Annotated in this window: 15 protein-coding genes and 2 pseudogenes; 10 read left to right on the top strand and 7 right to left on the bottom strand. The window is 38.0% G+C overall.

The features are described 5' to 3' along the window. Positions 1–81: 81 nt before the first annotated feature. Positions 82–399, bottom strand: a pseudogene (locus tag VB797_RS29520) (restriction endonuclease subunit R); the annotation flags it as partial. 209 nt (positions 400–608) lie between these two features. Between VB797_RS29520 and acs the strand changes: the two are divergent. From acs to VB797_RS29505, 3 genes are all read left to right on the top strand, one after another. Continuing rightward, positions 609–2,579 carry an acetate--CoA ligase gene (gene acs, locus VB797_RS29515; RefSeq protein WP_323241338.1) on the top strand — a complete coding sequence of 657 codons (1,971 nt, stop codon included), beginning with the start codon at positions 609–611 and terminating at the stop codon, positions 2,577–2,579. A gap of 89 nt (positions 2,580–2,668) precedes the next feature. Beyond that, the gene (locus VB797_RS29510; protein WP_323241337.1) at positions 2,669–2,947 is read left to right on the top strand and encodes a hypothetical protein; all 279 of its coding nucleotides are present in this window, start codon (positions 2,669–2,671) and stop codon (positions 2,945–2,947) included. A 64-nt stretch (positions 2,948–3,011) separates the two neighbouring features. Further along, a complete protein-coding gene (locus VB797_RS29505) occupies positions 3,012–3,497 on the top strand; it encodes a DUF4365 domain-containing protein (RefSeq protein WP_323241336.1) in 486 nt (161 codons plus the stop codon). A gap of 133 nt (positions 3,498–3,630) precedes the next feature. On the opposite strand, the gene VB797_RS29500 is transcribed toward VB797_RS29505, so the two are convergent. Further along, a complete protein-coding gene (locus tag VB797_RS29500) occupies positions 3,631–4,389 on the bottom strand; it encodes an SDR family oxidoreductase (protein WP_323241335.1) in 759 nt (252 codons plus the stop codon). A gap of 121 nt (positions 4,390–4,510) precedes the next feature. Here VB797_RS29500 and VB797_RS29495 point away from each other — a divergent pair, with 121 nt between their 5' ends. The 5 genes from VB797_RS29495 (at position 4,511) to VB797_RS29475 (ending at position 10,986) form a co-directional block, all read left to right on the top strand. Further along, positions 4,511–5,254: a tetratricopeptide repeat protein gene (locus VB797_RS29495; RefSeq protein ID WP_323241334.1), complete on the top strand. Its 744-nt coding sequence runs from the start codon at positions 4,511–4,513 to the stop codon at positions 5,252–5,254. Between the two features lie 258 nt (positions 5,255–5,512). Continuing rightward, the gene (gene fni, locus VB797_RS29490; RefSeq protein ID WP_323241333.1) at positions 5,513–6,562 is read left to right on the top strand and encodes a type 2 isopentenyl-diphosphate Delta-isomerase; all 1,050 of its coding nucleotides are present in this window, start codon (positions 5,513–5,515) and stop codon (positions 6,560–6,562) included. 311 nt (positions 6,563–6,873) lie between these two features. Then, a complete protein-coding gene (sppA, locus tag VB797_RS29485) occupies positions 6,874–8,706 on the top strand; it encodes a signal peptide peptidase SppA (RefSeq protein ID WP_323241332.1) in 1,833 nt (610 codons plus the stop codon). A 686-nt stretch (positions 8,707–9,392) separates the two neighbouring features. Further along, positions 9,393–10,103, top strand: coding sequence for a choice-of-anchor E domain-containing protein (locus VB797_RS29480; protein WP_323241331.1), 711 nt, complete (start codon positions 9,393–9,395; stop codon positions 10,101–10,103). A 643-nt stretch (positions 10,104–10,746) separates the two neighbouring features. Continuing rightward, on the top strand, positions 10,747–10,986 hold the full coding sequence (locus VB797_RS29475) for a hypothetical protein (RefSeq protein ID WP_323241330.1): 240 nt from the start codon (positions 10,747–10,749) through the stop codon (positions 10,984–10,986). Between the two features lie 145 nt (positions 10,987–11,131). On the opposite strand, the gene VB797_RS29470 is transcribed toward VB797_RS29475, so the two are convergent. Together VB797_RS29470 and VB797_RS29465 are read right to left on the bottom strand one after the other, a co-directional pair. Beyond that, on the bottom strand, positions 11,132–11,788 hold the full coding sequence (locus tag VB797_RS29470) for a GDYXXLXY domain-containing protein (RefSeq protein WP_323241329.1): 657 nt from the start codon (positions 11,786–11,788) through the stop codon (positions 11,132–11,134). Between the two features lie 2 nt (positions 11,789–11,790). Beyond that, on the bottom strand, positions 11,791–13,182 hold the full coding sequence (locus VB797_RS29465; RefSeq protein WP_323241328.1) for a DUF2157 domain-containing protein: 1,392 nt from the start codon (positions 13,180–13,182) through the stop codon (positions 11,791–11,793). 163 nt (positions 13,183–13,345) lie between these two features. Here VB797_RS29465 and VB797_RS29460 point away from each other — a divergent pair, with 163 nt between their 5' ends. Beyond that, positions 13,346–13,789, top strand: a complete 444-nt coding sequence (locus VB797_RS29460; RefSeq protein WP_323241327.1) for a nucleoside deaminase — start codon at positions 13,346–13,348, stop codon at positions 13,787–13,789. A gap of 89 nt (positions 13,790–13,878) precedes the next feature. Here VB797_RS29460 and VB797_RS29455 read toward each other — a convergent pair. Then, positions 13,879–14,682: pseudogene (locus VB797_RS29455) on the bottom strand (Rpn family recombination-promoting nuclease/putative transposase). Between the two features lie 121 nt (positions 14,683–14,803). Then, positions 14,804–15,550 carry a DUF364 domain-containing protein gene (locus VB797_RS29450; protein WP_323241326.1) on the bottom strand — a complete coding sequence of 249 codons (747 nt, stop codon included), beginning with the start codon at positions 15,548–15,550 and terminating at the stop codon, positions 14,804–14,806. 112 nt (positions 15,551–15,662) lie between these two features. Between VB797_RS29450 and VB797_RS29445 the strand changes: the two genes are divergently transcribed. Next, positions 15,663–16,334, top strand: a complete 672-nt coding sequence (locus tag VB797_RS29445) for a DUF7003 family protein (RefSeq protein WP_323241325.1) — start codon at positions 15,663–15,665, stop codon at positions 16,332–16,334. Position 16,335: 1 nt separating this feature from the next. Here VB797_RS29445 and VB797_RS29440 read toward each other — a convergent pair whose 3' ends face one another. Next, positions 16,336–18,090, bottom strand: coding sequence for a diflavin flavoprotein (locus VB797_RS29440; protein WP_323241324.1), 1,755 nt, complete (start codon positions 18,088–18,090; stop codon positions 16,336–16,338). Between the last annotated feature and the right edge of the window lie 513 nt (positions 18,091–18,603).

Genomic DNA, 18,603 nt, shown 5'->3' with positions numbered 1-18,603 from the left:
TAGATTAATTCTGTGTTTATAGTAAGATATTAATGATATTTTAAGATAACTTGTAGTAATTAATACTTTGATTAATCTTCTAGTAACTAAACCCCAAACTGAGGATTGTTGCTCTAAACTTTTGAAAGCGTAAGTTAACAATTGCGGTAAACCTTCAAATACATCGATCTCACTATTTTTTGTTTCAATTACCAAAACCCAAAAAGGCGGTGCGATAGTTGCTTCAGCTTGATTAACTGCTAAAATATCCATCCTTCCTTTAATAACTTTATCTTCGTCTTCAATGGTGATTCCAACTACATCTTCCATTGTCAAACGAATTGGAATGTCATAAAATCCCGCTAAACGCATCAAAGGAGCAATAGTAAAAAATTTAACTATGCCTTCAGAAATTTTACCCTTCGAGGGTGAGGGCTAATCTTATACACCATAGAAATATCGAAATGTATCAATGTATGTCAATTAACTTTGTATTTATCTTACTCCTTGCTATCATGCGCCAGAGATGCATAGTTCATAACTCCTATAGCAATCCGGAAAATCTAAACATTCTCGGACATTTATTAGTTAAAAATAGACAATAACTATAACGAACTTGATTACAAATTATGGCTGAAACAAATATAGAATCAATTCTCCAAGAAAAGCGTTTATTCCCTCCCAATGCAGAATTCTCGCAAAATGCCCACATTAAAAGCTTAGAAGACTACCAGCGTCTCTACGACAAGGCAAAATCAAACCCCGAAGCTTTCTGGGCTGAACTTGCCGAACAAGAGTTAGACTGGTTTCAAAAGTGGGATACTGTTTTAGATTGGCAACCACCTTTTGCTAAGTGGTTTGTTAACGGTAAAATTAATATTTCTTACAACTGTCTTGACAGACATCTCACTACTGCCCGCAAAAATAAAGCCGCGATTATTTGGGAAGGTGAACCGGGAGACTCGCGCACCATTACTTACGCACAGTTGCACCGCGAAGTTAGTCAATTCGCTAACGCACTCAAACAACTAGGGGTGAAAAAAGGCGATACCGTGGGCATTTATATGCCGATGATTCCCGAAGCGGCGATCGCCATGTTAGCTTGTGCCAGAATCGGCGCTCCTCACAACGTTGTATTTGGTGGTTTCAGTGCGGAAGCTTTACGCGATAGATTAAACGATGCCAAAGCAAATGTGGTAATTACTGCCGATGGTGGTTTTCGTAAGGATGCGATCGTTCCTCTCAAGCCCCAAGTTGACAAGGCTTTGGAAAATAACGCTGCACCTTCGGTAAAAAAGGTCTTGGTGGTACAGCGTACTAAGCAAGATGTTCAGATGGAATCGGGAAGGGATTATTGGTGGCACGATTTACAAAAAGAGGTTTCCGCAGATTGTCCCGCAGAATCAATGGATGCTGAAGATGTGCTGTTTGTTTTATACACTTCTGGCAGTACTGGTAAACCGAAGGGTGTCGTTCACACCACTGGTGGCTACAACCTTTACACCCACATGACCACCAAATGGATATTCGATTTACAGGATACTGATGTATATTGGTGTACTGCTGATGTGGGTTGGATTACTGGACATAGCTACATCGTTTACGGCCCCCTTTCCAACGGTGCAACCACGGTAATGTACGAAGGTGCGCCTCGTAAATCGAATCCCGGCTGTTTCTGGGATGTAGTGGAAAAGTACGGCGTGACAATTTTTTACACCGCACCTACAGCAATTCGCGCCTTTACCAAAATGGGTGACGAACATCCCAAAGCGCGGAATTTATCATCCCTGCGGTTGCTGGGAACCGTAGGCGAACCAATCAACCCGGAAGCTTGGATGTGGTACCACCAGGTAATCGGCGGCGAGCGCTGTCCAATTGTAGATACTTGGTGGCAAACAGAAACCGGCGGCATCATGATTACACCTTTACCCGGCGCGATCGCGACTAAACCTGGTTCCGCAACTCGTCCTTTTCCCGGTATCCTTGCAGATATCGTAGATTTAGACGGCAACACGGTTGAAAATAACGAAGGTGGATATCTCGTAGTTCGTCATCCGTGGCCCGGTATGATGAGAACAGTATACGGCGACCCCGAACGCTTCCGCCGTACCTATTGGGAACATATTCCACCCAAGGATGGTAAATATGTTTACTTTGCTGGTGATGGTGCGAGAAAAGATGAAGATGGTTATTTCTGGGTAATGGGAAGAGTTGATGATGTCTTGAATGTATCCGGACATAGGCTAGGTACGATGGAAGTTGAATCCGCTCTTGTTTCCCATCCGGCGGTAGCTGAAGCCGCTGTGGTGGGTAAACCCGATGAAATTAAAGGGGAAGAGATTGTTGCATTTGTGACCTTGGAAGGTGGTCATCAAGGTAGTGAAGAGTTGACTAAAGAATTGAAAAAACACGTAGTTGAGGAAATCGGCGCGATCGCACGTCCGGGTGAAATCCGCTTTACCGATGCTTTACCAAAAACTCGCTCTGGTAAGATTATGCGGCGATTGTTGCGTAGTTTAGCAGCAGGACAAGAGGTTTCTGGGGATACTTCGACTTTGGAAGATACCAGCGTGTTGGATAAGTTGCGAGAAACAGCTTAGAATTTTGGATTAAGGTGTTGCATAAATAGAAGATAAATCTTGTGGGGTGGGCATTCTTGCCTGCCCTTATTTAATAGCAAAGTAATTTGATGAAAGAGGAATTTATTCTTGAAAAAGAAGTTGTAAGAGTAATTTTTCACTTAAATGGAGGATACACCCAGGTAGTATGGCAACGCTCAGAAAATACAGCATGGGCTGGTACGGGATGGATGTTTGATATTCCCACTCATGTGATACCATTTGATTTACGTATAATTGGCTCTTGTTTTATCTTGTCTATAAAAAAGTTTGGTGTTGAGAACTTGGAAGATATTGAATATATCCGAATTGCTAGTGTTGACATTTTTAACATAGAAAGATTTAAATAGTTTGTTACGGAATTATTGCGAGAATCGAAGCGATATTACTTGTTGTAAAGGGAGATTGATAAAGATGGTGAATGAATTAGAACAATCAGTAAAAGATATTTTCGTGGCTTTAATGACGGAAGCTCATTCGGATGATGGAGCTATTTTTAATATTCGATTTTTAGATGATTACTTACCTCATGTTGATTGCGTTGTGGAATTAATCGGACAAAAAGATTATATCCCCTTTTGTTTCGTACAGTTGAAAAGTACAAAAACAGGATATACAAAAAAAGATAATCGTTTGAAAGTTAAATTCTCTAAAGAATCCATAGATGGGTTGTCTTTATATCCCGCACCTACTTACATTGTGGGGATTGATGAGAAAGAAAAAACTGGTTATCTTGTTTCTGCAAATGGTGAAGATTTAGGTTCAATGGCGAGTATTCTGACTGATTTTCCAATTAATGCACCTAACCGGGGATTTCTTTGGAATGAAATAAATGATTTTTGGTATAGAGCTAAGAAAATTAAGTTTGCGTCGAAGTTTGTTGAGAGTGTGGAAGAGTAGTTTTAGTTAGGAGTTAGGAGTTAGGAGTTAGGAGTTAAGAGTTAAGAGTTAAGAGTTAATGTAGTTCGACTTTTTTATCTTCATTTTTATCTTTTTAATTCCGTTATTAATTCCTTTAAGTTAAAAATATTTTTCAACGCACGTAAGAAGCACCATTAATATCAATAGTTGTACCTGTAGCGTGAGGTGCTAAACCCGATGCTAAAAAAGCAATGACATTTGCCACATCTTCGGGAGGGGCTATTTTACCCAAAGGAATATCACGAGTTACGAAATCTTCACCGTAATCTTGAATAAATTTCTCTGCCATTTCGGTACGAACAAAACCCGGTGCAACGGTATAGGCTAAAATACCATCACTTCCAAAACCTCTGGCAATACTCCGAGTTAAAGCAACAACACCACCTTTAGAAGCAGCATAGTGCATATATTCTGGGGTATCACCTCGGAATGCTGCACGACTGGCGATATTAATAATTATTCCACCGTTACGACTTTTAAAATGTGGAATAGCTTCCCTACATAAGTCAGCTACAGCGATCAAATTTACCTGTAAAGTGTTTTTCCAAGCTGCTGTCCAAATATCAAGTTCGGATTCTATTCCTGCCGATCGCATTATTCCTGCATTATTAATTAAAACATCAATATGTCCGGTTAAAGATAAGGCATCTCGCCATAATTTTACCGATGCATTTTCTACAGATAAATCTGCTTGTAATAAATGAATACTATTGCTACCAATACTTTCTGCAACTGTTTGTGCTTTTTCTAAATTATTCCCATAATGCAAAATTACTTCAGCACCAGCTTTTGTTAAAACTTTTACCGTTACCGCACCAATCCCGGATGAAGCACCTGTAACTAAAATTACTTTTCCCCCTAAATCAATCATGTATAAACGCTAAATAGAAACTAATATAAAAACTCATTCTTAAAAGTATCATACTGTACTCGACAAATAAACCAATGCAGCTTAATCAATTATCAATAAAGTATTATTTTATTTAGCTTTTATGATGATTCCTGCTGTCAAAAGAATTATTCCGATACTTGTTTCATCAGTTTTTTTAATAATATATCAACCGGCTTTTGCTGCATCTGCGGGTGAATATCGACTATTCGGACTTCAACTCCGGCAACAGGGACGATACAATGAAGCCATAACAGCGATGGAAAAATCTGTTGAATTAGAACCAGAAAATATTTCGGGAAGAGTGAATTTAGGTTGGACTTTACATTTGGCTGGTAAGGAAGGAGAAGCTGCTACATCTTTATGGAAAGCTATTTATCAAAAACCTGATTTTGTTCCTGCTTACAATGCTTTAGGAATCGTTTATTTAGTCGATGGAAATTTACCAGCAGCAGTAATAGTTCACAGTTGGGCTGGATTTCTCAAACCAGATAACGAAATTGCATTTTATAATTTGAGTTTGGCATTACATCAACTAAAAATTTATCCCTTAGCTATTACAACCGCTAACCGTGCTGCTATATTAGAACCAAATAATCCTCATCCTTTAGTTGCTGCGGCAATATCTTATTGGGATAATAAAGATAAAAGTCTTGCTCAACAAGTTTACCGTCAAGCTATTAACTTAGATGCAAGATATATTCAACCTACTTTTTTAAGTCATCTGAAAAAAGCAGCTTTTACTCAAGAGCAAATTAATACTGTCAAGGAATTGCTAGTAGGGAGTAGCGGTCAGACCCCGCGACGACGCAAGTCGCATCTTGTAGCTGACCAAGAGAGGGAGTAGAAGGAATGTAACGGCATTATGCTGTATATGTTCTTTGGTACCTATAAAATTACGGGAGCAGAATCTTATTATCGTAGCTGATTCTATTCCCTATTCCCTATCCCCTATTTTCTATTGTCTCCCGCAACACAAAGCTAAATTATCTGAAAGTTGTGCCAATTGTTAATAAAGTAATCAAAAGTTCTTGTTTGACTCTAAAAAATCCCAAAATACTAGAGACTGAGAAAATAGCAGTTAATATTAATTCCAGTCTCCACCGTGAAGATTTCTACAAATTACTCAGCAGCAACCGAATCCCGTAAAGCCGATCACATCCGCATCTGTCTAGAGGAAGATGTTCAGTTTCGTCAAACAACATCTGGTTTGGAACGATATCATTTTGACCATTCTTGTCTACCGGAAATTGACCGGGACGAAATCGATATCAGTACTACATTTTTGGGAAAACTGATGAACGCACCGCTATTGATTTCTTCGATGACTGGGGGAACCGAAGAAGCCAAGACTATCAATTGTCGGTTAGCGAAAGTTGCTCAACATTACCGATTAGCTATGGGTGTTGGGTCTCAACGAGTTGCGGTAGAAAATCCAGAGGTTTCCGATACTTTTGCAGTTCGTAAATATGCTCCCGATGTACTATTGTTTGCTAATTTGGGTGCAGTCCAACTAAATTACAATTACGGTTTGGATGAATGTTTGCGAGTTGTTGATATATTGGAAGCCGATGCGCTGATTTTGCATCTCAATCCTTTACAAGAATGCATTCAACCCAAAGGTGATACTAATTTCCGGGGTGTGCTGGACAAAATCGCCACTTTATGTTCAAAGTTACCAGTGCCGGTAATCGTGAAAGAAGTCGGGAATGGAATTTCGGCTAAAATGGCTCACAAGCTAATTGGAGCAGGAGTTGCAGCAATTGACGTAGCTGGTGCGGGTGGCACTTCTTGGGCTTTGGTAGAAAGCGAACGTGCTGATAATGTTTTACAGCGACGTTTGGGCAGAACCTTTGCAGATTGGGGGGTACCGACAGCGGAATGTATCACGGGGATTCGGGCGATCGCACCTGATGTACCTTTGATTGCTTCGGGAGGCTTGCGTCATGGAGTGGATGTTGCGAAGGCGATCGCGTTGGGAGCGGATATTGCAGGGTTAGCGATGCCGTTTTTACAAGCCGCTACATCTTCTGAAGCTACCCTTTACGATTTAGCCAAAGTTTTAATTGCCGAAATTAGTACGGTACTATTTTGTACTGGTAGCGCTACACTAGAACAGCTAAAACATTCTGATTGTTTACAAAAAGCACAATAAGATTTTATTTGTGATTTATTGACTATTTAGGTCTTTTTCGCGGACATCACAAATATATACACAAAGGCTGAAGCATGATTTATGAAAACTGAAATGAAATGCTCTTGATAATTTTTTGGTTTGTAGTTGCCCCGTTTTCGCGGTTAAAGTGACTATAAACCTAATACCATTTTGAATTTTATTGGGTTTAAAAAAGCTAATACAGCAACATTTGCTAAAATCCATCAGTTACATCTATTGTTCAAATTGGTATAACTAATCAACTAAACGTAAATACTTATTAATAAAGCAGAGGATTAAGAGGAAATGATATGGGTAATTTTATCAAGCAAACTTTTGCCAGCTTAATTGGTAGCTTATTAGGATTATTGATTTTTGTCGGTTTGGGCAGTACGGGGTTTATTTTGCTACTTTTTGCTGCTGCTTCCACTGATTCGGGACCAAAAGTAAAAGATTCTTCAATGTTGGTGTTTGATTTATCAACCAAAATCACTGATGGGGAACCAGATTCGAGTTTAATTTTGCAGCAAGCGTTGTCGGGTAATAATCAAAAACGGATGACGCTGCGATCAGTTTTGGATGCTTTAGAAAAAGCCCGTACCGACGACCGAATTGTTGGTGTTTATTTGGATGCAAGAGACTCTTCGGGAACAGAAAGTACTGGTTTTGCAACTCTCAAAGAAATTCGCCAAGCATTAACACAATTTCGCGATACGGGTAAAAAAGTTGTTGCTTACGGTGTCGGATGGGGTGAAAAAGAATATTATCTGAGTTCGGTAGCGAATACCGTTGTGGTAAATCCCTATGGAGGAATGGAAATTAACGGTTTGAGTTCGCAACCAATGTTCCTAGCTGGAGCTTTGGAAAAGTTTGGTGTGGGGGTACAAATTGTCCGGGTTGGAAAGTTCAAAGGTGCTGTTGAACCGCTGATTTTAAAACAATTGAGTCCGGAGAACCGCGAACAAATTCAAACATTATTGGACGATTTGTGGGGAGAATGGCGCGGTACTGTAGGTAAAAGCCGCAAAATGACCCCGCAACAACTGCAAGCGATCGCCGATAGTAAGGGTATTTTAGAAGCCGACGAAGCCAAAACTAACCGGTTGGTAGATAAAGTTGCCTATTATGACGAAGTAGTTACCGAACTCAAAGAGTTAACCAAGACCCAGAGCAAAGAAATATCTTTTAAACAAATTGATTTGAACCAATACGCTCAAATTGGCGATATGGGTAAAAACCGAAACTCCGAAAACAAGATAGCCGTAGTTTATGCAGAAGGCAGTATTGTTGATGGTGATGGAGAAAGCGAAGAAATCGGAGGAACCCGTTTTGCTCAAATTTTCCACCGAATTCGTCAAGATAAAGATATTAAATCAGTGGTTTTACGGATAAACTCTCCTGGTGGTAGCGCTACCGCATCCGAGATCATTCAGCGAGAAATCCGATTAACTCGCGATGTCAAACCAGTTGTAGTATCAATGGGTGATACCGCAGCATCCGGTGGTTATTGGATAGCTGTAGATTCCAACCGGATTTTTGCCGAACCGAATACCGTTACGGGTTCCATCGGTGTATTTGGGAGCATACCGAATTTTCAAAAAATAGCCAACGACAACGGTATAACTTGGGATAGCGTTAAAACCGGACGTTATGCGGATATTGCAACCACAACTCGTCCCAAATCTCCCGAAGAATTAGCGATTTTTCAAAGTAGCGTCAACCGAATTTACGGTAAATTTGTAGATAAAGTCGCCAAAGGTAGAAACTTACCGCAAGCAAGAGTTGCAGAAATCGCTCAAGGCAGAGTTTGGTCTGGGAAAGCAGCAAAAGATATTGGTTTAGTTGACGAAATCGGTGGTTTAGATGCTGCGATCGCATATGCAGCGACCGAAGCAAAGTTAGGAGATAAATGGCAATTGGAAGAGTATCCCAAAGCCAGCACCTTTAGCGAACGCTTTTTTGGTAAAGTCGCTGAAGATGCCCAAACTGTTTTAAAAATTAATCAAAGTAGTAATCCGTTAAAAGCAAATCATCCTTTGACTAAGGAATTTGAGAAATTACAAGCAGAATTGGCAACTTTACAACAGATGAATGACCCGTTAGGTGTGTATGCTCGTTTACCTTTTAATTTGATCGTTGAGTAAATTAGTCAATGAATAAGATAGTAGGTTGGGTTAGACACGAAAACCAATTTTGTTTTCATCACGACAATCTACTTTAATTGTGTCGTAACCCAACATCATAATTGCTTACAAACATTATTATCCAAAGATGGTAGATGGTAGGTTGGGTTAGACACGAAAACCAATTTTGTTTTCATCACGAGAATCTACTTTAATCGTGTCGTAACCCAACATCATAATTGCGATAAAGATTATTATCCTCGTTTGCATTTTTTTAAATTCCAATAATGCAACGTTGGTTTAGGTTGCAAATATAATTTTTCCTGACTAGCTATATTTCTTCGTGCGCCGTGAAGCTAACCTACAACTAAAATAACCCTCGCTTCAATCATGCCCCAAATTCAGTACAAATACCATACCCACGTTCCATTTCAAGCAATATATTAAAAACAATCAAGTTTATAAAGTATTAACTGTTGATTTGTAAAGCTTTTACTAACAGAACCAACTAGAACAAATCATTTATTTTTTACTTACATAAAATATATATAACTGGACATATCCGGAGTTTTTATATAAACTTTTCATGAATTTACTTAAGTAATATTGCTTAAAATATCTAACTCAATTAATCTCTTTTTTAGAGACAAGGGTGCGTTGAATTGACAGTCATTAAAAAACGCAAACAATATATAGGTTGAATAATTATGCATCTATCCATTTCTAAGCTTCAGGTGATGGTGACAGCTTTTGCTGCAATATTAGCACCGATAAATGCTGTACAAGCTTCTACAATTAGATATGAAAACTTGATTGATTTAGAAAAAACTAACTTTAAAAAACAAATCACATTACCAAAGTTCAATAGTAACTTAGGCGATTTAGAAAGCGTTCTATTTGAATTAAGTGGTGAAGTGCAGGGTTCGATAGAATTAGAAAACAGAGACGCTCAAGCAGCAGTTATTACCGGGAATCTTGCCGCTGAAATTAGTTTAAAGAAGCCAGATAATTCCTTACTACTGGTAAGTTTACCTACTGCATCGGTAACGCAGAAATTGGACGCATACGATGGAAGCTTAGATTTTGGTGGCACTTCGGGTGTGACATTAACAAAAATTTCTAACACTAAAAAAGAATCGGCATTTTTCACCGTCAAAGATGATTTTACCCCCTTTATTGGCGATGGTAGTTTTAAATTATTTGTTGAAGCTATAGGTAACTCAAAAGCTACAGGTGCAGGTAATCTGTTAGCTGGTTTTGAAACTTATGCAGGTGCGACTGTCGCAGTTTCTTATACATATGTAAAAAAAGATGAGCCGATACGCAAGAAAGTACCGGAATCACAGGTACCTGTCAGCGTATTTGTTGGATTAGCAGCCACAATGGTTTTGACTAAATCGAAATTTCGGTTGGTGTGAACTATGAGGATTTCATCAGATTAATTTTGATTGGTAATGTATTTTTAGTGCGAGCCGAAAAGCTCGCTAGCTACCACCAGGGAGCGAGACGCTCCCACTACGAATTTCTCACTCATTAAAATTAAAATCAATGCAATAGTAGGGGTTTAGCACTGCTAAACCCCTATAAATATGGCTTTCCCCACATCCATATTTTGTATTTTCTGTCAATGTGTAAGTCCTATACTACTGGTCGATTGCATTAAATATGACGGGTTAATTTATTTACTAGCGAGCGAGACGCTGGCACTACAGAATATAAAAGCCCATCAAAACTAATGAAATGCACTACTACTCCACCACATTAATTTTGCTGGGTTATGCATTCCTAGTGCGAGCCGAATTCGCTCGTTACAACCATCGAGCTAAAAGCAACCATCGAGCGGGACTCTCGCACTACCCCGACCCCTGATAACTTATATGTGTCCTTACTACTGTACGAACCCATTAATCTTTCTTACGAATGATTTTATATTTTCACTCCACACAAAAAAAAATACCTGAGAAAAACTTATAGTTTTATATAAATCATGCTGACAATACACCAACTTTTATGTACATTGGATAAAGAAAAATATTCCTTAAGATATTCAGAAACCTATCTATGGATAGAAAGAATAAACGCCTTTTATTATTAATTGTTTCCTGTAGCGTCTCTGGTGTGGTGCTGGGTGGTACCTCTAGCTGGGCTGAAAGTACTATGTGTATGCAAGCTACTCAGGTGACAAGCGAATGTTTGACTCAAAACCCTGTTAATAAAACTATACAGGGAATGAGTACTGGTTTGCTTGCCGGTGCGGGAGCAGCTTTTGGAGCCGCTTGGCAATTACGTCGCGAAGAGTGAATCAGTAAGCAGTGAACAGTGAACAGTGAATAGTGAATAGTTTTAAATTCATCAGTTTACACATTAAGTGATTTGATGTCCGGTAAAAACATAACACTGCATTTATAAAAATAGATATTGACTGCTCGCTGATAACTCATAACTATCAAAACCTATAATTACGTTCTTTTACCCACATACTTATAGGTACCGATTTACCTTGGGAATCAACTTTGATTTCCACTACAATAGGTTGTTCATCTCTTTGTGTTGCGCTTCTTGCAGCTTGAGATATATTCTCATTAATTTGGTTACGTTGGTCTTCTGGAATATTATATTTTTCTAAACCGTATGTAACTGAATTATATTGATATTTCCCTTTTAAGGCTACTTGGTTTTCGGGAAGGGAATCGGGAAGTTTTTCACTTAACCGTACTGGTTTCCAAGCTTTAGGAATTCCCTTACCAATAGTTTTTTCTTGCTGGAGTACTACATAAAAACCGTTTCCATCTTTTAATAAGTCCTTACTACCAGGAAGTTTTTCTAAAGTATTTTTTGTTGAGATGTCATAACTTAAAGTTTGATAGTAACCAGTTAATATACTGTAAGGGTCTACAGGTACGGTTTGTAAAATCACCGTTTTACCTGTAAGGTAAGTTTGAATTGATTGGGCTGGTATTGCTAAAAGTAAACCGGCTTGAATTAATAAAGGTATTACTAAACGTAATATTGGTATTGGCTTATTAGCTAATGGCAAATTTATCTGAGAATCTGGAATAAGTTGTTTTTCAGAAGATTCATCGGGAAAAGGTTGAGATTTCATGATTATTTATTAGTTAATTGTTGACTGCTAACTGATAAATGGCGTTCAAACCATAATCCTGCACCAATAACAGCGACTCCACATAATACGAAAACCAAAGATTTCAATAATAAAGCCGTATCATATTCGAGCATCCGGGTAATAATTTGTAGCGTTAACAATATCATTCCTCCCCAAAAAGCCCGTCTTTGATTTAATTGCAATCCTTGACGAACCATTCCGCAGGCTAATAATGCTAACATCAAATTGAATACAAATATTGCTAAAACTGCCGTTTCACCAATATTTTGACGCGCTATTGGAGCAAAAGCTGATATTACCAAAAAGATGGCGATCGCAATATTTGTAATATCTATTCTTTGACGCAGCAAATGAAACCATTGGTATATAGCTAAAGCGGTAAGAATTCCCAAATGTATTAACAAAAATAAATTTGGTATCGGGTTGTTATTTGCAGAAGAATAATTAGAAAATTGCCAATATCCCTTGAAGGAAAGTATATAAAATAGAATACTGAGAAATAACAGTGCTAAATTACGCGCAACCGATTGAAACCATCTTTGATTAACTTTGGGAAACAGTAAATCATCGTAACTCCACAATAACGCTGCTGGAAGTGCAAAAGTAAAAGAATTAACTAAAGAAGTTGAGTATCTATAATATCTTTCTAAACTAAACTGCAATGAAGTTGCAAAAGCAACTGTAGATAACGCAAAAATCCACCGCGATTTACAAATATAAGCAAGCGGTACAAATAGTGCCAACCATAAAATTGGCATATGTTCTATCATCAATCGTGTCAAAGAAAATTCATTATTAACGCTCCACAAGTTTCCTAATCCCATCCAATATCCAACATTAACGAGGACGAAAGCGAATACTCCCAAAGAAGCTAAGCGGAGGCTATAAGCCATTACCAAAACGCCAATTCCCCAGTATATGTATAACTCATAATCAGCACCGCTAATATGGAATGTCTGCGCCATAAAAGCCATATTTGCGCCCAAAAGTAAAGCCCCTAAAAGTAACAATCCGTGTCCGAATATTCGCTTACGCTGTCGTCGTTTCTTACCCGCATTATCTAATATGGGTTCTCTCCACAGGAAAAAACCAATAATATTTGTTGCAAAAAATAAACTTAATAGTAAAATTAACTTTACTTCACGCGACCATGCTTGCCAATTAGCCGCGACAAAAGTAATTGCACCCAATCCTACAAGGATACAACCGACTCCAATCAAAATGAAAATGAAGCGGTCTTGAGCAACATTATCTAAACTATCAAACTGATATTTTTGGGATAATAGTTCGTACTGAGAATCCTGTATAAGTCCTTCATCTCTCCAAATCTGCGCTTCTTTGCGTAATTTAGCGCGAAAACTGTCTATTATCATGGTAATTGGTAATTGGTAATTGGGTATATGATTCTGTAGTCGTAATTTAACGGAATTTTGTCCCCAAATATTTATTTGTCTTTACTTAAAATCAAAAAATTGTACCAATTCTTTATATATCGTTGATAATTGTTAGTTGATAACTAATAATTGACAGCCGATTATGACCCCTGAAGAAATAATGCAAGTTGCGATCGCAGAAGCAGAAAAGAGCAAAACTCCTTTTGGTGCGGTAGTTGTCAAGGATAATGAAATTGTCGAACGAGCCGGAAATACTGTAGAATCTGGTGCAGACCCAACTGCTCATGCTGAAGTTAACGTTTTACGTAAATTAACCACCCGTCTAAAAACCGCTTCTTTAGAATCTGGTTATACGCTTTATTCTACCTGCGAACCTTGTGCAATGTGTGCAGCTACTTGCTTTTGGGCTGGTATTTCCGAAATAGTCTATGGTGCGGGTGCTGATGATTTTGGAGATGATTACAACCCCAATATGATTAATATGTCATGTGAAGAAATTATCGCTAAATGTCCGACTTCTATAAAAATAAAATCTGGAATATTAAAGGAAGAATGCAAGCAGCTTCATAGTAAATATCCTTTATGAATCAATTATCAGACCTTTGCAGAAAAACAATGTAGAGACGTAGTAATGCTACGTCTCTTTTATAGAAAGTTACCTACGGATTTCTGTATTTAACTCTCTTCTACTACCTTTCTCACAAGTTTTACATCTAACTCTAAAATGTCGGCTATTTCTTCCACAGTCATTCCACGCTGTAGAAGTTTTGTTATCATTCCTACTTTGACTTCTTCCTTAACTTCTCCCCTGACTTCTTCTTTCAACTCTTCGTAATATCTCGTACCCTTAATTAATTCTAAACTTAACATTTCTTTTATCTCCTCCCGATTTAAATTAGGAAATTTATTAACTAGAATAGCCTCTATCAATTCTAAAACTTTTCTTTGGATAGCTGCATCTTTAACTTCAAGTCTTGCTTTATCAATTAGCTGCTGTACTGATATTTTGGCTTTTTGATTTTCTTCAACAATTAATTTGATAATTCCTAATCCTAACGAATCAGATGATACGCTTTCCATCTCATCCAGATAAAAGCAGCGTAAATGGGGATTTTTCAGTGAATTTAGACGCTGGGGATAATCTACATCGTTTTTACGAGTATCAAAAATGACTACAGCATACCAATTTGGATTTGATGGTTGATACTGGTAGAAATAAAGAAGAATGCTGGTTAAGAATCTATCGTAAAATAGTTTGTCTTTGTAACATTAAACTTCTACAAAGTAAATTGGTTCTTTGGTAGTTTTATCTGATGAATCTAGTGTGATAAATATACCGTCAAGTCTAAAACTGGTTTCTTTAATCTCTTGGCTTTTGAATGTATATAGATTTGATGTGGTAGATGGTTTTCCAATCAATTCAAAAAATATATCAGGAAATTCGCCAAAAAGTTTATAAAAAATCTTGTCTGTTTTCATGTTTCAAGTAGATGCATTATATGAAAAAGTATAAGCTATTTCTATTACGCTCAAAAACTATTGCTTAAAAAATGCTGAGATAGGGAGAACGCAGAGAGAATAAATAGTTAAAATCTTTAATTCACAACTCAACTACACTATATTGAATACCAGTTTCAAATATTCTCACACCACCACCTTCTGCAACTGTTTCTCTTAAAGCTGGTAAATTAGTAACTTTAACTCCAGCTAAATAATCGATTCCCATTTGTTTTAAATCTGACAACCAAGGAAGAGTTGGTCCCATTAAAACTAATTTAGAATTCTTTGCTAACTCAACTAAACGAGGAAAGGTTTTGTTAACTATAGAAGTTGCAGTTAAAAATACCCACTCAGCTTCTGGGATTAAAAATTCTGAAGCCGGTGCGGGAAAATCTTCCGGTCCCGCTTGGAGTTCAATTACTTTCATTTGCATTTCCTCGGAATACTTATTTAATCCCGGATAACGTCCAATTATGCAAACATTTTTGTGGCGAATTTGGGGTAAAAAATGCTCAAATACCGCTAAATTAGCAGAACTATCGGGAGATAAAAGAGTACCAGTATTGGGTAAAGATGAAGAATTGATTACAGAATTAATCGCAGCCATTGCTACAGTGGCTTGATGAGCATCCCACGAACGCAACCAAGGAGCCAACTCGGAAATAGACTTGTTTACCAAAGTCCCTGACCAAGGTAATGTGCGAGTGACTATACCAGGACTCATACATAAACCAGCACCTTCGGTTAAACATAAAGTCCAAGTTAAACCGATGATAATTTCTTTTACTTGAGTATCTGTAGTGCCATAATCTAACAATAAATCGTATATTTCCCTGGGATTAATCATAGTTATCAAGTTAATCGCGAATTATAATTTCCATCATAAATAACACTTTTAACGAAAGATTAGTGTAGTTCTTGACGCTAAATGCTATCTTAAGAAAAATACTTAATCTTCTATGGCAAATTTTACTACAGAAAATATTCTCGACTACCTGGATAAAGCTGCGGGTAACTTGGATTTCCCAGGTTTTGATAATATGAATTACGATATGGTAACGGCTCGTTTAACTGGATTCAGAAACGACCGAGACTGGGCTTTGACCATAGAGCAAGTGGTTAGTTGGTATAGCTTAAATGGTGTTGAACCAGTGCTAACGATCTCTGGATTTGGAAGTCGTTTGCTAATAAACGAACCCTTCGTTACTTATTTTCCGGTTAAGTATCCTTTAGGTGAATTAGAGGACAATCAAGAGGAAATTCCCAAATCTATATTTATAACCATTCGCGACGAACAATTTACGATCAATTCAAATGAAATTGAGAGAAATCCTCATTTATCTGATTATATTGATTTCGACTTGATAATTCATCTTGTAAACAGGTACAGAGCCAGAATTTTAGCAAGTGAAATAGAATTTAGAGAAATAGTACCGGCTGAATTATCTCAAATTATTCAACTAGATAATTGGCATCATCCCGATGTTTATAACTCTAATTCTGAATTTTATCTGCCGAGTAGAACTAAGTCTATGCAAATGATTGCTGAAGTACTTGTATCTGGGAAACCAGAATTATATCAACCATGCGAGGAAAATAATGTTGATTGGCGAAAATGGATTATTAAATAAACTAACAATAGCTAGCAGATTTACGATGTTCCAGAGCGGTTAAACCTTCATTTTCTAAAACTTCACCATTATCTACTACAGCATAAATTAACCATCCGTCACCGCATTTGGTTTGATTTTGTACGGTGCATTCTAAATAGGACAATGCTTCAGTGAGAATAAGACAACCATTCACAGCAGTTTTAGTAGAAAGATTGATGAATGGATTATCTCCTGATGTGTTATTCCGAGAAAAATAACGGCGCACATTTCTACCTTCTTTAAGGATATTTAACACAAATTTACTGCCGGGATGACATATTAAGTCTGCATTCTGTTCGTCAGCGATCGCAATCATGATTCCTGGTGGGCTGAAGGTTGCTTGAGATACCCAAGAAGTTAAAACTCCGTTGTGGGTGTCTCCATGCTCTTTCAGAGCCGCTCCGCTAACACAAGTTGTAACTACACACAAGGAACCCACAATCCTTCCTACTGCTTGTTCGGTACGATCTACATGGGTTTCTGTAACAACTTGTCGGGGAGTACGCAGTTTCTTGGCTTTCTTCAAGTTTTGGGCAAATAATGCACCAGCTTCCTGACATTGTTGCAAAATTTCGGGTGTGGGAGTAAATTTGACTCGGATTGATTCAAACCCTAAACGGTAATTAGCATCTTTGAGCTTGTTTTCTAGTAAATCAATTGCTTCTCCACTCCAACCATAAGAACCAAACACCCCTGCTAACTTGGTTTTAGCTGCTGTTGAGAGAATTATTCCTAAAGCCGTTTGAATTTGAGTAGGTGCATGACCTCCTAATGTCGGAGAGCCAATAATTAAGCCATCGCAGGTTTCTACAATCCGGGTAATGTCAGCAGTCTCTGCAAGTTCACAGTTGATCGATTCTACATTAACTCCATTCTCAATTAAACCGTTGGCGATCGCCCCTGCTAAAATTGCTGTATTTCCATAAGCAGAAGCATAAAGCAAAGCAACACTCAACTCTTGAACTTTTTGCCCCTGACACCATTGATGGTAATCATAAGTAAATCGACTAAGGCTGTAATTAACAACTGGTCCATGAGCGGGAGCATAGGATTTTGCTGGAAAAACGGCCATCTTTTCTAGAGCAGCTTCGACTTGTTTAGTTTGTGGTGCGTGGAGACAATCAAAATAGTAACGACGTTCTGCATCTAAACTTTTCCAGTCTTTATCAAATAAATCATCTTCGCAAATATGAGCGCCGAAAAATTTATCTGTATAGAGAATTTTTGTAGCAGAATCATAAGTACAAAGTCCATCAGCCCAACGGGGAGTTGGTACGCTCGCAAATTTTAGTTGATGTCCCCGTCCTAAATCTAAAGTATCATCCCGCACAGTTTGAATGCGCGATTCCCATTCAGGAAAAGCGGTTTTGAGTGCATTAGCAGCAGGACGAGTACAAATTAAGGTGGCTTGAGGAGCTTGAGCGAGTAATACTTTTAGAGTGGCTCTACGGTTCGGGTTGACATGACCCAGAATAATATAATCTAGAGTAGTCAAATCCAAATGTTCCGCTAGTTCCTGGAGATAGATTTCGGTAAAAGACTCACCGGGAGGGTCAATTAAGGCTTTTTTATCCGCTTGGATCAGATAAGAATTTGCTGTAGTTCCGCGTTGACGTGAATATTCAACTTCAAACTTTAATCGTTCCCAAGTTCGCGATCGCAAAACTATTGTATCTTGACCAATCTCAGCAACCTGGACATCTCTTTTACGATTGGGGGTTAAGGTAGCACACATAATAACCTCTTTTTAAATTGGGAATGGGGGATTAATTCTGTTTGTCGATCTTTTCCTGTTTATTCGCCCTTACTACTCCACCACATTAGTTTTATGTGGTCGTGGTAATCTAGACTTCTCAAGGTATATGGTATATAGAACTGACAAATATCTTTTACTTATTGTTACCGGGGAAATTCTTGCATTCTTTCAAGCAATCATAACTTAATGTGGTGAATTAGTAGTACTCTATTTGATTAATTATTATTAGTTGATTGATAAGATAAACCTTTAGAAACGCAAAGGTATCGCATCTGCATAATTCAAAATTTATCAAATCTAGCAGTATTTGACCAAATTAATTGTGTCCGAGTATTTTGGCTAGCTAACAACAGCGAGCGAGACCCGGACACTACAAATGCTTTACAGGATGTTCTAAAGGACAAGCGTCTCGTTCGCTGGTTATAAATGAGTAAGTGGGTAAAATTAAATATAAAACCTCACCCTGACTTCTCAATCCCTCTCCTTAATTCC

Source organism: Rivularia sp. UHCC 0363 (genome assembly GCF_034931125.1).
Taxonomy (GTDB): Bacteria; Cyanobacteriota; Cyanobacteriia; order Cyanobacteriales; family Nostocaceae; genus Rivularia.
Note: the sequence above shows the minus strand (reverse complement) of the source record. Positions and strands in the feature narration are given on the sequence as shown.

Bases quoted from the DNA above. Each gene is read 5' to 3' on its own strand.
- acs (WP_323241338.1), top strand. From the start codon at position 609: ATGGCTGAAACAAATATAGAATCAATTCTCCAAGAAAAGCGTTTATTC.
- VB797_RS29510 (WP_323241337.1), top strand. From the start codon at position 2,669: ATGAAAGAGGAATTTATTCTTGAAAAAGAAGTTGTAAGAGTAATTTTT.
- VB797_RS29505 (WP_323241336.1), top strand. From the start codon at position 3,012: ATGGTGAATGAATTAGAACAATCAGTAAAAGATATTTTCGTGGCTTTA.
- VB797_RS29500 (WP_323241335.1), bottom strand. From the start codon at position 4,389: ATGATTGATTTAGGGGGAAAAGTAATTTTAGTTACAGGTGCTTCATCC.
- VB797_RS29495 (WP_323241334.1), top strand. From the start codon at position 4,511: ATGATGATTCCTGCTGTCAAAAGAATTATTCCGATACTTGTTTCATCA.
- sppA (WP_323241332.1), top strand. From the start codon at position 6,874: ATGGGTAATTTTATCAAGCAAACTTTTGCCAGCTTAATTGGTAGCTTA.
- VB797_RS29480 (WP_323241331.1), top strand. From the start codon at position 9,393: ATGCATCTATCCATTTCTAAGCTTCAGGTGATGGTGACAGCTTTTGCT.
- VB797_RS29475 (WP_323241330.1), top strand. From the start codon at position 10,747: ATGGATAGAAAGAATAAACGCCTTTTATTATTAATTGTTTCCTGTAGC.
- VB797_RS29470 (WP_323241329.1), bottom strand. From the start codon at position 11,788: ATGAAATCTCAACCTTTTCCCGATGAATCTTCTGAAAAACAACTTATT.
- VB797_RS29465 (WP_323241328.1), bottom strand. From the start codon at position 13,182: ATGATAATAGACAGTTTTCGCGCTAAATTACGCAAAGAAGCGCAGATT.
- VB797_RS29460 (WP_323241327.1), top strand. From the start codon at position 13,346: ATGACCCCTGAAGAAATAATGCAAGTTGCGATCGCAGAAGCAGAAAAG.
- VB797_RS29450 (WP_323241326.1), bottom strand. From the start codon at position 15,550: ATGATTAATCCCAGGGAAATATACGATTTATTGTTAGATTATGGCACT.
- VB797_RS29445 (WP_323241325.1), top strand. From the start codon at position 15,663: ATGGCAAATTTTACTACAGAAAATATTCTCGACTACCTGGATAAAGCT.
- VB797_RS29440 (WP_323241324.1), bottom strand. From the start codon at position 18,090: ATGTGTGCTACCTTAACCCCCAATCGTAAAAGAGATGTCCAGGTTGCT.